A 15,049-nucleotide genomic window follows, 5' to 3' on the forward strand; every position below is an offset into this window, starting at 1 on the left:
ACCCACTGCATCCCGCCCTGGACGACCGGATGTTCGATCCCGAAGGTCTCGGTGAAGCGCGTCCTGAGCGCCATTGGCATCCTCCCAAACGATTGTTCGGATGCAGTTGAACCCCCATACCCCACGTCAAGCAAGCGCAGGGCGGTGGCAGGCGGGAGCCGCTACTGGATGCCGCTGCGCCCGATGGCGTAGAAGCGCTCGGCGCGCCGGGCCTTCAGCTCCTCGGCGGTCAGGCCTTCGAGGCCCTTCAGTTCCTCCTCCACCGCATCGCCCACGGCGGTCATGGCCGCTTGCGGATCGGAGTGGGCTCCGCCGGCCGGCTCGGGGATGATCCGGTCGACGATCTTAAGCTTCACGAGGTCCTGGGCGGTGATCTTCATCGCCTTGGCCGCCTCGCCCGGCGTGCGGGCGCCGCGCCAGAGGATCGAGTTCGCGCCCTCGGGCGGGATCACCGAATAGATCGCGTGCTCCAGGATCAGCACCCGGCTGCCGCAGGCGATGCCCAGCGCCCCGCCCGAACCGCCCTCGCCGGTGACCACCGCCACCATCGGAACTTCCAGCATCAACGCCTTCTCGGTCGACCGCGCGATGGCCTCGGCCACGCCCCGCTCCTCCGAGGCCATGCCCGGATAGGCGGCCGGCGTGTCCACGAAGCTGATCACCGGCAGCTCGAAGCGCTCCGCCAGTTCGAACAGGCGCACGGCCTTGCGATAGCCCTCGGGCCGCGCATAGCCGAAGTTGTGCTTTACGCGGGTGACCGTGTCGCGGCCCTTTTCGTGGCCCATCACCACCACCGGGCGACCGCGGAAGCGGCCGATGCCGCCCATGATCGCCTGGTCGTCGGCGAACTTGCGATCGCCGCGCAGCTCTTGGAACTCCTCGATCAAGGCGTCGACATAGTCGATGAAGTGCGGCCGGTCGGGATGGCGGGCCACCTGCGTCTTCTGCCAGGCGTCGAGGTTCGAATAGGCCTCGATGCGCAGTTCCTGCGCCCGCGCCCGCAGGGATTCCAGCTCCTCCTCCACGCCGCCGCCGGCGGTTTCCGAGAGCTTGGAGAGTTCCTCGATCTTGGCTTCGAGGTCGGCGATCGGTCGCTCGAACTCGAGGTAGTGCGCGGCCATCAGGCGTCCGTCCGTAAGAGGCTGCCGCCTCGGGAAGCGGCGGAAAGTAGGGCTGAACCGTCGCCGTCACAAGCGGCGAGGCAGGGCCGCGGTTCCGGCCCGACGGAACGGTCAAGCCTCAGGAGTCGTTTGGCGTGATCGAGGAGACCAGGAGCTAGAGATGAAAAACGTCATAAAGATTGGAATGGCCTCGGCGCTGGCCCTCGCCACCGCCATGCCCGCAGTCGCCCAGCAGTACCGCCCGACCGACGAGTATGTCCGCGAACAGCGGGCCTACGACGCCCAGCGCGCGCAGTACGAGGCGCGGCGCGAAGACTATCGCGAGACCCGCCGCGACTATCGCCAGGCGCGCAGGGACTACGAGCGCCGCCTGGCCGAGTGGAACCGCGCCCGGGTGATCTACGATCGCCGCTATGGCTCAGGCGCCTACGCGCGGATGTACGCCCGTCCGGTGTGGGACCAGACCTATTGGACCCGCTATGAGCCGCCGCCGTACGCCGGCTACTACGGCCGTCCCGCCTCGGCCACCGCCGTGCCCTGTACGACCCGTAGCGGCGGCAGCGGCAACACCGTGGCCGGCGGCGTGCTGGGCGCCCTGGCCGGCGCGGTGCTGGGCTCGCAGGTCGCCTCGCGCGGCGCGCGGACCGAAGGCGCCGTCCTGGGTGGCGTCGCCGGCGCGGTGATCGGCGGCGCGGTCGGCAACGCCCGCGACAACGACTACAAGTGCGACAGCCGCGGGCCCTACTTCTCGTATGACGAGACGGTTCCGTACCGCGAAGGCCGCACCCGTTACTCGTCGGCCTACGACACGAGCTATTACGAGCGGCAACGCTGCCGCCTGGCCCCCGCGCCGGTCGACGCCTACGGCCGCGACGTCCGCTACGTCCGCGTCTGCCCGGACAGCGACGGCCGCTACCGCATCACGGGTTGATGGCGCGGTCCCTCCCTCAACGGGGAGGGACCGGCGCTACTTCTTCCGCGCCAGCGGGTGCCGCGTCTGGACCACCTCCCGGAGGCGGTCGGACGCCACGTGCGTATAGATCTGGGTCGTTGCGATGTCCGCATGGCCCAGCAGCTTCTGCACCACCCGCAGGTCGGCGCCGCCCTCCAGCAGATGGGTGGCGAAGGCGTGGCGCAGAACGTGCGGGCTGACCCGCGCCGGGTCGATCCCGGCGTCGGCCGCCGCCTCGTCCAGAACCTGCGCGAAGCGCCGGGGCGTGAGACGCCCTGCCTTGCTTCGCGACGGAAAGAGCCAGGGGTTCGCCTTGTCGCCTTTCGGCAGGAAGCTGGGGCGGGCCGCCAGATAGGCTTTCACCGCCGCGCGCGCCGTATCGTTCAGCGGCGCGAGCCGCTCCTTACCCCCCTTTCCCTTCACGATCAGATAGGCAGGGTCCCGCTGCAGCGCCGCCAGGGGCAGGGCCGTCAGTTCCGAGATCCGCAGGCCCGAGGCATACGCCAGCTCCACCATGCAGCCGAAGCGCAGGCCCTGCGCCCCGTCGCGGGCCGACGCCGCGGCGATCAGGCGGTCCATCTCCTCGCGGCTCAGCACTTTTGGCAGCGGCCGGCCCTTCTTCGGCGCCTCGACGCGGCGCGAGGGGTCGTCGTCCCGCCAACCCTCGCCCAGGACGAATCGGTAGAATTGCCGCACCGCCGCCCGCCGTCGGGCCGCCGTGGCGGGCGAAAGACCCCGCGCGCCCAGGTCGGCGAAATAGGCCTCCACATCCTCGGCCGAGGCCTCCGCCAGGCCGCGGCTCCGCCCCGCCAGGAACTGGCCCGCGTCGGTCAGGTCTCGGGAATAGGCCGACAGGGTGTTGCGCGCGGCGGCGCGTTCGACCGCCATCATCTCGAGGAAGGCTTCCGCCCAGTCGGCCCCCGTCGCCGTCATTTCAGGCCTGCCAGGCCCTCAAGCACGAAGAGGCGGGCATCGTCGGCCAGGCCGGCGCGAATGAGGGTGCGGACGATGCGGACCCGGTCGCCCAGGGCCGGGCCGGCCGCGCCCGCGTCGGCGCAGGTCCATAGCGCCAGCAACGCGGCCTCGCCCACGCGCCGGCTGTCCGCGGCCGCCTCCAGCGCCAGGCTGCGGCCGGCCGGCGCCTTACCCTCGGGCACGGGCAAGGCCGAGATCCTCGCCCGGTCCGGACCCGGCAGGTCGTTGGCCAGCGCCGCCAGCAGCACGGCTGCCGCCTGCAGCCGTGGCTTGGACTTCGGATCCGTCGCGTCGGCCGCCGCCGCGATCAGCGCCGAGACGCCGCCCTCGGGGGGCAGGCCGGACACCACCGCCTGGGCCAGGCCGCCGATCTGGCCGTCGATCAGGGTCACGTCGAACGCCGGCGCCGCGGGCTCGGCCCCCGACAGCGCCGCGGCCACCGCCGGACTGGGCTTGGCCGCGGCCACGTCCAGTCCGAGGCTCTTCGAAAGGGCGAAATCCAGTCCGTTGCGCAGCGAGGCCGCGCCGGGCGCGGCCCCGGACAGCTTGGCGGCCATCAGCCGGCCATAGACGGCGTCGCGCGCCTGGGCCTGGGCGAGATCGAAGGTGAGCTGGGCCTGCGCGCCCTGCCCCGCCTCGACCTGGCAGAACGCGCGCAGCCGCAGCCAATAGGGTTCGCCGCGGCCCGCCGACAGCCCCTCGGCGATGGCGCAGGCCCGGGCGTTGTCGCCGGCCAGCAGGGCCGCCTCGGCTCCTGCCTGCGAAAGCGCCGCGCTGCGCCCCATGCCCGCCGCGCGGTCGAGGATGCGGCTGGCCGCGGCCCCGTCGCCCAGGGCGATCAGGGCGTTGGCCCGCGCGCCGGTCAGAGCTTCGTCGCCCGCCGACCCGTCGGGTCCCCGCGCGCCGGTGGCCAGCACGCGCCGCGCCAGCGAGGCGGCGGCGGGCGACAGCGGCTTGGACGCGAGCATCGGCAGGACGGCTCGCGCCGTCTCGATGGGCGTGCCGCTCCACAGATCGGCGGGCAGGCCGGTGTCCCGTCCTGGCGTCGAGAAGGCGTCGGGGGCGGCGAGTTGGACCACTTCGACTTGGGCGCGGGCGGGCGCCGCCGCCAGGATCAGGAGGCTTGCGATGAGGGCTATGCGCGACATGGCCGCCAGCTTACCCACGCCGGCACGTTGGCGCGAGGGGCCAGGGTCGTGTAAAGGCTGCGCCGTTCATGGACCGCTACGAACCGCTCCGCCGTCGGACTATCGCGCTTGTGGGCCTCATGGGCGTCGGCAAGTCGAGCGTGGGCCGCCGTCTGGCCAACGCCCTCAGCCTGCCGTTCCGCGACGCCGACGCCGAGGTGGAGGCCGCGGCCGGACGCTCCATCCCCGAGATCTTCGCCGAGCTGGGCGAGGCCGCCTTCCGCGACGGCGAGCGCCGGGTGATCGCCCGTCTGCTGGAGGGGCCGCCCCATGTGCTGGCCACCGGCGGCGGGGCGTTCATGAACGCCGAGACCCGGGCGCTCATCAAGGCGCACGCCATCTCGATCTGGCTGAAGGCGGACCTGGAGGTTCTGGCCCGCCGTGTGGGCCGCAAGGACAGCCGCCCCCTTCTCGCCGGCAAGGATCCCATGGACGTCCTGCGCGCCCAGGCCGAGGTCCGCTATCCCATCTATGCCGAGGCCGACATCACGGTGGAGACGGGCGACACCGCCCATCACATCGCCGTGGGCCAGGTGATCGAGGCGATGTCGAAATATCTGGGCGAGACCTGCGAATGAGCCTCACCGTACCCGTGGGGCTCGGCGAGCGGTCTTATGACGTCGTGGTGGGCGAAGGCCTGCTGGACGTCGCCGGTCGCCTCATCGCCCCATTCCAGACGCGCGGCCGCACCGCCGTGGTGTCGGACGAGACCGTCTGGCGCCTGCACGGCGAACGCCTCACCGCCGCCCTGGCCGCCGCGGGCGTCACCGCCTTGCCGGTGATCGTGCCCCCGGGCGAACAGACCAAGAGCTTCGAGGGGCTGGCCGACGTCTGCGACCGGCTGCTGGCCCTGGAGCTGGACCGCGGCGACATCGTCACGGCCTTCGGCGGCGGCGTGGTCGGCGACCTCGCCGGCTTCGCGGCGGCGATCTACAAGCGCGGCATCGACTTCGTTCAGATCCCCACCACCCTGCTGGCCCAGGTCGACTCCTCGGTGGGCGGCAAGACCGCCATCGACACGCCGCGGGGCAAGAATCTGGTGGGCGCCTTCCATCAGCCGAAGCTGGTGCTGGCCGACCTGTCGGTCCTCTCCACTCTCCCCGACCGCGAGATGCGCGCCGGCTATGCCGAGATAGTCAAGTACGGCCTTCTGGGCGACCTCGCCTTCTTCGAATGGCTGGAGGCCAATGTGGCGGCGGTGCTGGCGCGCGAGCCGGGGGCCTTGTCCTATGCCGTCGCGCATTCCGTGCGGATGAAGGCGCAGATCGTCGCCGAGGACGAGAAGGAACAGGGCCGCCGCGCGCTCCTGAACCTCGGCCACACCTTCGGCCACGCCCTGGAATCCGAGACCGGATACGGGGAAGCGCTGCTGCACGGCGAGGCGGTCGGCGCGGGCATGGCCCTGGCGTTCCGCTTCTCCGCCGCGCAAGGGCTGGCGAGCGGCCAGGACGCCATCCGCGCCACCCGCGCCATCGCCGCCGCCGGCCTGCCCACCACCTTGCCGGAGGTCGCCGGCCATCCCTTCGATGCGAGCCGCCTGGTCGCCCACATGGGCCAGGACAAGAAGGCCGAGGCCGGGCGCCTGACCTTCATCCTGGCGCGCGCCCTCGGCGAGGCCTTCGTCGCCAAGGACGTGGACGCCGGCGCCGTGCGCGCATTCCTGGTCGCGGAGGGCGCACGCCCGTGATCGTCGCCCTGATCGCGGCCCTCGCGCCGTCCCTGGTCTTCCTGCTGACCCTCTCGGCCCTCCTGTCGGCCGCCGAGACCTCCATGACCGCCGCCAGCCGCGGCCGGCTGCACCAGCTGGAGCGGGAGGGCGATCGCGCCGCGCGGCGGATCAACCGCCTGTTGGGTAACCAGGAGACGATGATCGGGGCCATCCTCCTGGCCAACAACGTCATCAACATCGGCGCCTCGGCCCTGACCACCAGCGTCTTGTCCGTGGCCTTCCCCGGCCCGCTGGGCGCCCTGATCGCCACGGGTGTGATGACCGTGCTGGTGGTGATCTTCGCCGAGATCCTGCCCAAGACCCTGGCCATCGCCCGCGCCGACGACGTGGCCCGGACGCTGTCGGTGCCGACCTTCTGGGTGGTGCGCATCTTCGGCCCGCTGGCCGACGGGGCCCAGTGGGTGGTGCGCCTGACCCTGCGCCCGTTCGGGATCAAGCTGGACGCCGGCACCGACGTTCTAGCCGCTCACGAGGAGATCCGCGGCGCGGTGGAGTACCACCACTCCGAAGGCCTGGTGGAGACCCGCGACCGCTGGATGCTGGGCGGGGTGCTGGACCTGGGCGAGATGGACGTTTCCGAAGTCATGGTCCACCGCCGCTCGATGGAGACCGTGGACGGCGGCCTCAGCGCCCGCGAGATCGTCGCAGAGACCCTGGCCAGCCAGCACAGCCGCGTGCCGATCTACCGCGACGAGCCCGAGAACGTGGTGGGCGTCCTCCATGTGAAGGACCTCCTGCGCGCCATCACCGACGCCGACGGCCGGATCGATGACCTGGACGTGGGCGCGATCCTGCGCGAGCCCTGGTTCATCCCCGAGACCACCTCGCTCAAGGACCAGCTCGCCGCCTTCCTGAAACGCCAGAACCACTTCGCCCTCGTGGTCGACGAGTATGGCGGCCTGCAGGGCCTGGTCACGCTGGAGGACATCCTCGAGGAGATCGTCGGCGAGATCGAGGACGAGCACGACGTGGTCGCCGCCGGCGTCAAGCCGGCCGAGGGCGGCGGCGTCATCGTCGAGGGCTCGGTCACCATCCGCGACCTGAACCGCGCCATGAACTGGAACCTGCCCGACGACGAGGCGGTGACCGTGGCCGGCTTGCTGATCCACGAGGCCCAGGCGATCCCCGAGGTGGGCCAGACCTACACCTTCTACCACCACCGCTTCCGGGTGGAGGCGCGCAAGGGCGCCCGGATCACCTCGCTGAAGGTCGAGCCGCTCGCCCGCGAGGACGACGGGGAATAGACTCAGCCTTCGCGGTAGTAGGGCTCGACCGGCCCCTGCAGCTTCATGGTCAGCGCGTTGCCGTGCCGGTCCTTGGAATTGCCGACCGCCAGGCGCACCCAGCCTTCGCTGACGCAGTATTCCTCGACGTTGGTCTTGTCCTGGCCCTTGAACCGCACGCCCACGTTCCGCTGCAGGACGTCGGCGTCGTAGTACGGGCTGTTCGGGTCCACCGACAGGCGGTCGGGCAGGGCCGGAGGGGTCTCTTCGCTCATGCGCGCGGAGTTCGCACAGTCGCGCCCCGCATTCAAGCTGGCGCCGCCCCCCTCTCCTCGCCGGTAGGGGGAGGGGGAGCGACGGAGGCTCGGCGCTCGCGGCATGCCCCCAACCGAAGAGCCGATTGCCAAGCCGGCCCCGACGCGGTTCAACAGCGGTCATGAAACTCGCCGTCGCCGCGCTCGCGGCTTTGCTCGCCGCCGCGCCCGCCATGGCCGAAAAGCTTCCCGCCCACCGGATCTTCGAAAGCCCCGACATCTCCGGACCCCGCGCCCGGGGAGTGAAGCTGTCGCCCGACGGCCGGTCGGTGACCTACATCAAGACCCGCGCCGACGACCTGACCATCACCGACCTCTGGATCGCCGACGTCTCCGGCGGCGAGCCGCGTCTGCTGCTGGACGGCAAGCAGCTGGCGCCGGCCGAGCGCGAGCTTTCCGAGGCCGAGAAGGCGCGGCGCGAGCGGGCCGGCGTGGCCACCCGGGGCGTGGTCGACTACGACTGGGACGACCAGGGCAAGCTCATCCTCGCGCCGGTCGAGGGCGACGTCTGGGTCTATGACGTGGCGGCGAAACAGGCCCGCCAGCTGACCCGCAGCGCCGGCGACGAGATCGACGCCAAGATCTCGCCCAAGGGCGGCTACGTCTCGTACGTCCGCGACGACAATCTCTACGTCGTCCCCGTCGCGGGCGGAGCGGAGCGTGCGCTCACCGAAGGCGGGACCGAGCTAAAGAGCTGGGGGACCGCCGAGTTCATCGCCCAGGAGGAGATGGACCGCCACACCGGCTATTGGTGGAGCCCGGACGACCGGGCCGTGGCCCTCGCCTTCGTCGACCAGACCGGCGTCGACATCGTGGAACGCCCGGAGGTGAACGCCACCGGCGCCCGCGTCGTGCCCCAGCGCTATCCCCGCCCCGGGCGTCCGAACGCACGCGTGGATCTCTACATCCAGCCCCTGGACGGCGGCCCGCGCGTGAAGGTGGACCTGGGCCCCGACGCCGACATCTACCTGGCCCGCGTGGCCTGGTCGAAGGACGGCCACACGCTCTACGTCCAGCGCCAGTCGCGCGACCAGCGCCGCCTCGACCTGCTGGCCGTCGATCCGATCACCGGCCGGGGCAAGGTGATCCTCACCGAGACCAGCCCGCACTGGGTCGATCTCGGCGACGACTTCAAGCCGCTGAAGGACGGGACCTTCCTCTGGTCCTCCGAGCGGTCGGGCTATCGCCACCTCTACCTCTACGCCGCCGACGGCAAGCTGATCCGCCAGGTGACCGACGGCGCCTGGCCCGTGGAGAAGATCGAGGGCCTCGACGAGGCGGCCGGGGCCGTGATCTTCGCCGCGCACAAGGACCGCCCCGGCGAGCGGCGCATCTATTCCGTCTCCTACGCCAAGCCCGCCCAGCCCAAGCCCCTCACCTCGGCGGGCGGCTGGTGGACCGTCACCGTGGCGAACAAGGGCGGCGCCTTCGCCGGGACCTACGAAGACCCCAGGACCCCACCGCAGACCGCCCTCTACCGCACCGACGGGACCCGCGTGCGCTGGATTGAGGAGAACGCCCTGAAGGCCGGCCACCCGTTCTGGCCCTACGTCGATCGCCTGCGCCCGCCCGAGTTCGGGACCCTCAAGGCCGCCGACGGCAGCGACCTGTGGTGGTCGCTGCGCACCCCGCCAGGGTTCGACCCGGCGAAGAAATATCCGGTGATCGTCCAGGTCTACGGCGGCCCGTCCGGCCCGCGAGTGGCCAGCAACTGGCACACGCCCGAGGATCAGATCCTGCTCGACGCCGGCTACATCCTGTTCCGCCTGGACAACCGTGGCGTCGGCCATCGCTCGGTGGCCTTCAAGACAGCCATCGACCGGCGCATGGGCCAGCTGGAGGTCGACGACCAGCTCGCCGGCGCAAAGCATCTCCAGTCCCTGCCATACGTCGACGCCGCCCGTATCGGCGTCACGGGCTGGTCGTACGGCGGCTACATGACGCTCCTGATGCTCACCGCCCCCGACAGCCTCTTCAAGGCGGGCGTCGCCGGCGCCCCGGTCACCGACTGGAAGCTGTACGACACCCACTACACCGAGCGCTTCATGGGCACGCCGGCCGACAATGCTGACGGCTACGCCAAGTCCGAGGTCGTCGGCCGCCTTGCCCGCCTGAAGCCCGGCGCCCTGCTCCTGGTGCATGGCATGGCCGACGACAACGTCACCTTCGACCACTCCACGCGCGTGTTGTTCGCCCTGCAGGCCGAGGGCAAGCCGTTCGAGACCATGGTCTATCCCGGGCTGCGCCACCGCGGCGGCTGGACGCCCGCCAACCGCATGCACCGGGCGATGCAGACGCTCGACTTCTTCGACCGCAAGCTCAGGGCCGATTAGCCGCCAGCGTCGCCGCCCGCGCCACGGCCTCTCGCGTGCGCGCCAGGATCCGTGGCGCGAAATAGTCGATGAACGCGCGGACCCGCGGCGCGTCCTTCAGCTCCGGTCGGGTCAGGATCCAGGTGTAGGCCGTGCTCTGCGGCCGCGGCGGGAACACTTCGATGAGGTCCGTTTCCAGCCCCGCCATGACCGTGGGCATGGGGCCGATCCCCAGCCCCGCGCGGATCGAGGCGAAGAGGTTGGTGGTGCTGCTGGACTTGAGCGTCACCGTCGCGCCCGGCGCCTGGACCAGCAGATCGCCAAGTCCAGGGAAGGTGAGCGGATCGCCTTCGCCGGCGACGATCGAGTGATCCTTGAGGTCCGCCGGCGCGACCGGCAGACCCCGCCGCTCGGCGTAGTCGCGGCTGCAATAGAGGGTCCACTGGGTCTCTCCGATCTTGCGCGCCACAAGCTTGGAGTCCGGCAGGCTGTGGGCGCCCCGGATCGCCACATCGGCTTCGCCCGCCTCCAGGTCCAGCGCCTCGTCGGTGATCACCACCTCCAGCAGGAGGTCCGGGTGTAGCGCCCGGAACTCGGGCAGCATGGGCATGAAGGCCGCATTCGCGGTCATCTCGCTCATCGTCACCCGCAGCGTCCCCGCGACGCCGCGCCGATGCACCTCCAGCGTCTGGCGCATGCACTGGGCGGCGCGCTCCATCGCCTCGGCGTCCGCCACAAGAGCCCGGCCGACCTCGGTCAGGTCCGCGCCGGCCTGATGCCGCTCCACCAGCCGCGCGCCAAGGTCCCGCTCCAGAGCCTCCAGCCGGCGCGCCACGGTGGTCTGGTTGATTCCCAGCTCGCGCGCCGCCGCCGCGGTCGAGCCGCCGCGCGCCACCGCGAGCAGCGCCTTGACGTCGTTCCAGTCGAACATGCCCCATGTCCGCATGTCGCGGGGCTGGCGGCAAGACGCCGAGCGCGACCCTAGGCCGCGGCGGAGGCGCTCGCGCGGCCCTCGGACCGGAGCGCGGCCTCGATAGCGGTCACCAGGGCGGCCATTTCGATGGGCTTGGCGACGACGCCGTCCATGCCGGCGGCCAGATAGTCCTGGATCTGGCCGGGCATGACGTTAGCCGAAACCGCCAGGATGGGCGTCCGGCGCAGGCCCCGTTCGGCCTCCAGCGCGCGGATCGCGCTGGCCGCGTCGACGCCGTTCATCACAGGCATCTGCACGTCCATCAGCACCAGGTCGAACCGGCCCTCGGCGAGGGCGTCGACGGCCTGGCGGCCATCCTCCGCGAAGACCAGCTCGGCGCCGAGCGGGGCCAGCATGGCGCCCAGCAGCAGGCGGTTCGTCGCATTGTCCTCGGCGGCCAGGATGCGGGACGGGGTCAGCACTGGCTCGGCCGCAGGCACCGCTTCCGCAGCGGGCGCCGCCGCCGCGTGGAGCCATTCGAGCGGGAGGTCGAAGGTGAAGGCCGATCCGCGACCCTCCACGCTGGTCAGCGACACCTTACCGCCCATCAGCTCCACGAACTGACGCGTGATCGCCAGGCCCAGGCCGCTCCCGCCGTAGCGCCGGGTGGCGGTGGGGTCGACCTGCGAGAACCTCTGGAAGAGCCGCGCGACCAGGTCGGGGGCGATTCCCACCCCGGTGTCCGATACGGTGCAGGCCAACCCTCCCGGGGTGCGTCGCACGCCCACCCGGACTTCGCCGGCCGCCGTGAACTTGACGGCGTTCGACACCAGGTTGGCCAGCACCTGACGGAAGCGGCCGGCGTCGCCCATCCAGACGCCCTGCGCGGCCGGCTCGACCTCGGCGAAGAAGCGGATACCTTTCTGGCTGGCCAGGGCCGCGAAGCCGCGGGTGGCGGCCGCCACCGCCGCCTCCAGATCGAATGGCTGCGGGTCCAGCTCCATCCGCCCCGCCTCGATCTTCGACAGGTCCAGGATGTCGTTCAGCAGGCATAGCAGGGCCTCGCCCGAGCTGCGGATCACGTCCACCTTCTCCCGGTCCGCCGGCGCCAGGTCGCTGCGGCCCAGCACCTGCGCCATACCGAGGACGCCGTTGAGCGGCGTGCGGATCTCGTGACTCATGTTGGCCAGGAACTGCGACTTGGCGATATTGGCCGCCTCGGCCCGGTCCCGCGCCGCCTCCAGCTCCCGCATGGCGGCCGTCAGGTCCCGCTCGTGCGCGCCCAGACGCCGCGCCACGCGCAGGATCTGCAGTCCCAGCGCCGCCATCACGCCGCCGACCGCCAGCAGGCCCAGGGCCACCACGGGCGCCGCATCTTTCAGGACGCGCAGGCCCGGACGCTTCGGCTCCCAGGAGATCCAGCCCACCGGCCGTCCGCCGGCATCGCGGAGCGCCAGCGCCGACCGCGGATGGCGGGGCGCCTCGTCCAGCCGCGGCTCCGGGATCCGGATCTGCCGCAAGGTCGTCATCAGCGGTCCGTCCATGCGCTGGGCGGAGACGACCACGACGGCCGGGGTCCGCCGGCGCGGAATGTCGGCGCTCTCCGGGGTCACCGTCGAGACGGCGGTCAGATAGTGGACGCCGTCCGAGACGACCACACCGGATGTCGTTTCCGCAAGGCCCGGGTCCGCGGGCCGGGACGGCAACGGCCGGCCGCCGCGGTCCGCCTCCAGCGCCCGGACCCGGCGGATCAGCGGGGCGGCGTCGGCCAGGAAACGATCCTGGGACGACGGCGCCGCTCGCGCGTCCCCGGCCCAGGCGTAGAAGGGCCGCCCGTCACTGTCGATCGCCACCGTCAGGTCATGGCCGCGATTGTTGGCGAAGTAGCTGCCGACCTCTTCGTCCGCCCACTTCGGGTCGCCCCCGGGGCGGAATTCCTCATACGCCTGGTTCCAGACGGTGGCCGTGGTGACGTCTCGGACCAGCCCTCGCAAGGACCGCTCCAGCGCCATGGTGACGCGCGCGCGGTCCTCGCGAGCTTGCAGGTCGTCGAGGGCCCAGGACCCGCTGGCCAGCAGCGTGGCGACGCCGACCAGCAGCAGCAACACCAGGGCCGCGCCCAGCGCCATGAAGCGCCGCAGCGCCACCTGGCCTTCCGTGAGTTCGCTGATGGGCCGTGACGACATCGCCCACCACTAGTCGCCCGCCCCCCCAACGACCGGTAAACGCCGGTCGCCGGACAGCGCTGACAAACTGTCGCAGACCTACTTGGGCTTGCGGAACTTCATCACGAATTGGTCGGTCTTGCCGCGGATCGCCGGGTCGAAGACGCTGGCCGTGTGCGGGTCCGAGGGGTCCTTCAGCAATGGGCTCTCGCTCTCCAGCTTGAAGCCGGCGGCCTCGACCTCCTGCTTCACAATGGCCGGGTCGATGCGGTGCACCTTCATCGGCGGCTCCAGGCCCGAGCCGGCCACCGCGACGTGGTCCACGATCAGATAGACCCCGCCCGGCTTCAGCGACTTGAACACCTCGGCGTTGACCTTGGAGGCCGTGTCCTTCGGGAACGGGGTCAGGTGCAGGTCGTGGTAGTTCTGGACGGTCAGCACCAGGTCCACGCCATCCGGCAGGTCCAGCGCGCCGAACGTCGAGGTCAGCGGCGTGACGTTGGCGTAGGCGCCGGCGACCTTCTTCTGGTCCTCGCCGTACTTGGCCTGGAACTGGATGAACTCCTCCGGCTGGTAGGCGATCACCTGGCCCTTTGGGCCCACCGCGCCCGACAGCAGCCGGGTGAAGTACCCACCGCCCATGATCAGGTCGACGACCTTGTCGCCGGGGTTCACGCCGGCGTAGGCCAGCAGCTCGCCCGGCTTGCGCACCGCGTCCCGCGCCACCTCGTCCGCCGGGCGCGCCTTGTCCGCCATCGCGGCGACGATATGGGCCGGTGTCGCCCCCTGCGCGATCGCCACCGCGGGACCTGTCATCGCCAGGGCCGCCGCGGCGGCCATCATCCACATCCGCGCCATCGCGGGCCTCCTCCACTGCTTTGGGGCGAACCCTAGCACCCGCGACAGCCGCGCCTCTAGCGGGTTGCGGGGAACGGTCTTATCCTTGCGATGCGTGTCAGACAGGAGCCGTCGTGATCAAAGCGATCATCGGGGGCGCAGTCGCGGCTGCGCTCCTTGCCGGGCCAGCCTTGGCCGCCCCCGCCCGTACGTCCGCCGCAGGTCCGGGCCTGGCCTGGGTGGTCAGTCCCACGGACGCCGGCTGCCGCGTCGAACTGGAGCTAGTCGGCCGTTCCGGGGCGATCACGCCCGTCAGCCTCACGTCCGATGGCCAGCTCGTCAGCCTGCGGTTCTTCAAGGACGAGCTGCCAGAGCGCGCCTTCCTGCCGATCCGCATCGACAAGGCGCGGTTTTCCAACCTGATGCTCCGTGGCGACGGCGGCGCGGGGGAGCTGGTGCTGTCCGAGGAGACCGAGGCGGCCATGCGCCGGGGCGGAACGCTGGGCGTGGCTTGGCTGTCCGCCGAGCCGCTCACCGCCTCCCTGGCCGGGTCCGAGCAGGGCCTGGCCGACCTGAAGGTCTGCGGCGCCCAGACCGCCTCGCGTCATCGCGCGCGCCTCGCCGCCGAACAGGCCGCGCGCGACCGGGCCGAGGCCGAGGCGCGGGCCCGGGCGCTGAACGAGGCCCAGCTCGCCGCGGTCCAGGCCCAGACGGCCGCCGCCGAGGCCCAGCGTCGGCAGGTGGAGGAAGCCGCCGAACGGCAGCGCCGTGTCGAGGCGGCCGCCCAGGAACGCGCCTATGCCGAAGCCCGCCAGCGCGCCTATGAGGAGGAGCGCCGCCGCGCCTATGCCTCGCCCTATGCAGAGGCTGACGAGGAGGATCCCCGCTGGGCCCCGCCGCGCCGACCCGTCTGGCCGCCGCCGCGCTACTACAATCCGTACTGAGGAAGGACAGCCCAGCCGAAGCCGGGCAGCCCGTCGGGTTACCCGACCGTCGCGACGATCCGCCGACGCCGGACCACGTAGCCGATCGCACCGAAGCCCAGGATCATCATCGCCCAGGTGGCCGGCTCCGGGATCGGCGCCGTCGGCCGCGTCTCGTCGATCGGCTGTTCGAGCGGCGGGTTGCGCGGATCCTCGCCGCCCGGAGGCACGAGCAGGTTCGGAGCCCCAGGGCCCGCCCCGGGCGTGCCGCCCGGTTCGGTCGGCAGGGTCGGCTTGTCGGTCGGCGGGTTCGGCGGATTGAACGGCCCCGTGGGGTCGCCGCCGCCTGGAAGCGTCGGATCCGTCGGAGGCGTGGGATCCGTAGGTTCGGTCGGGTC

Annotated in this window: 14 protein-coding genes; 6 read left to right on the forward strand and 8 right to left on the reverse strand. The window is 71.6% G+C overall.

All coding sequences use genetic code 11. The features are described 5' to 3' along the window. Positions 1-161: 161 nt before the first annotated feature. Entirely contained in the window at positions 162-1,121 is a 960-nt protein-coding gene (locus AX721_RS02935; RefSeq protein WP_068874524.1) for an acetyl-CoA carboxylase carboxyltransferase subunit alpha, read from the reverse strand. A 160-nt stretch (positions 1,122-1,281) separates the two neighbouring features. On the opposite strand from AX721_RS02935, the gene AX721_RS02940 reads away from it, so the two are divergent. After that, positions 1,282-2,052 (forward strand): glycine zipper 2TM domain-containing protein, encoded by a 771-nt coding sequence (locus AX721_RS02940; protein WP_082765532.1) that lies wholly within the window; start codon positions 1,282-1,284, stop codon positions 2,050-2,052. 36 nt (positions 2,053-2,088) lie between these two features. Here the strand turns inward: AX721_RS02940 and AX721_RS02945 are convergent, their stop codons facing one another. Both AX721_RS02945 and AX721_RS02950 read right to left on the reverse strand, forming a co-directional pair. After that, entirely contained in the window at positions 2,089-3,006 is a 918-nt protein-coding gene (locus AX721_RS02945) for a site-specific tyrosine recombinase XerD (RefSeq protein ID WP_068874528.1), read from the reverse strand. Then, positions 3,003-4,196, reverse strand: coding sequence for a hypothetical protein (locus AX721_RS02950; protein WP_068874529.1), 1,194 nt, complete (start codon positions 4,194-4,196; stop codon positions 3,003-3,005). Before AX721_RS02950 ends, AX721_RS02945 begins: the two co-directional genes overlap by 4 nt. A 68-nt stretch (positions 4,197-4,264) precedes the next feature. Between AX721_RS02950 and AX721_RS02955 the strand changes: the two genes are divergently transcribed. From AX721_RS02955 to AX721_RS02965, 3 genes are read left to right on the forward strand one after another with little or no spacing between them, the layout of a single operon-like run. Then, positions 4,265-4,813 carry a shikimate kinase gene (locus tag AX721_RS02955; RefSeq protein ID WP_068874530.1) on the forward strand — a complete coding sequence of 183 codons (549 nt, stop codon included), beginning with the start codon at positions 4,265-4,267 and terminating at the stop codon, positions 4,811-4,813. Beyond that, entirely contained in the window at positions 4,810-5,922 is a 1,113-nt protein-coding gene (aroB, locus tag AX721_RS02960; protein ID WP_068874531.1) for a 3-dehydroquinate synthase, read from the forward strand. Before AX721_RS02955 ends, aroB begins: the two co-directional genes overlap by 4 nt. After that, the gene (locus AX721_RS02965; RefSeq protein ID WP_068874532.1) at positions 5,919-7,208 is read left to right on the forward strand and encodes an HlyC/CorC family transporter; all 1,290 of its coding nucleotides are present in this window, start codon (positions 5,919-5,921) and stop codon (positions 7,206-7,208) included. Before aroB ends, AX721_RS02965 begins: the two co-directional genes overlap by 4 nt. A gap of 2 nt (positions 7,209-7,210) precedes the next feature. Here the strand turns inward: AX721_RS02965 and AX721_RS02970 are convergent, their stop codons facing one another. Next, a complete protein-coding gene (locus tag AX721_RS02970) occupies positions 7,211-7,462 on the reverse strand; it encodes a DUF3297 family protein (protein ID WP_068874533.1) in 252 nt (83 codons plus the stop codon). A 161-nt stretch (positions 7,463-7,623) separates the two neighbouring features. On the opposite strand from AX721_RS02970, the gene AX721_RS02975 reads away from it, so the two are divergent. After that, positions 7,624-9,834 (forward strand): S9 family peptidase, encoded by a 2,211-nt coding sequence (locus AX721_RS02975; protein ID WP_068874535.1) that lies wholly within the window; start codon positions 7,624-7,626, stop codon positions 9,832-9,834. On the opposite strand, the gene AX721_RS02980 is transcribed toward AX721_RS02975, so the two are convergent. The 3 genes from AX721_RS02980 to AX721_RS02990 form a co-directional block, all read right to left on the reverse strand. Continuing rightward, a complete protein-coding gene (locus AX721_RS02980) occupies positions 9,821-10,744 on the reverse strand; it encodes a LysR family transcriptional regulator (RefSeq protein WP_068874536.1) in 924 nt (307 codons plus the stop codon). The genes AX721_RS02975 and AX721_RS02980 overlap by 14 nt on opposite strands. 50 nt (positions 10,745-10,794) lie before the next feature. Continuing rightward, complete coding sequence (locus AX721_RS02985; protein ID WP_068874537.1) at positions 10,795-12,912, reverse strand: ATP-binding protein; 2,118 nt, start codon at positions 12,910-12,912, stop codon at positions 10,795-10,797. A gap of 78 nt (positions 12,913-12,990) precedes the next feature. After that, complete coding sequence (locus AX721_RS02990; protein WP_068874538.1) at positions 12,991-13,749, reverse strand: class I SAM-dependent methyltransferase; 759 nt, start codon at positions 13,747-13,749, stop codon at positions 12,991-12,993. A 113-nt stretch (positions 13,750-13,862) separates the two neighbouring features. Here AX721_RS02990 and AX721_RS02995 point away from each other — a divergent pair, with 113 nt between their 5' ends. Continuing rightward, positions 13,863-14,672 (forward strand): hypothetical protein, encoded by an 810-nt coding sequence (locus tag AX721_RS02995; RefSeq protein ID WP_068874540.1) that lies wholly within the window; start codon positions 13,863-13,865, stop codon positions 14,670-14,672. A gap of 38 nt (positions 14,673-14,710) precedes the next feature. Here the strand turns inward: AX721_RS02995 and AX721_RS03000 are convergent. After that, positions 14,711-15,049, reverse strand: a 339-nt coding sequence (locus AX721_RS03000; protein WP_156466976.1) for a PEPxxWA-CTERM sorting domain-containing protein, incomplete at its 5' end; no start/stop codon positions are given.

The sequence above is a fragment of the Phenylobacterium sp. CCH9-H3 genome, assembly GCF_001557235.1.
Classification (GTDB): domain Bacteria; phylum Pseudomonadota; class Alphaproteobacteria; order Caulobacterales; family Caulobacteraceae; genus Phenylobacterium.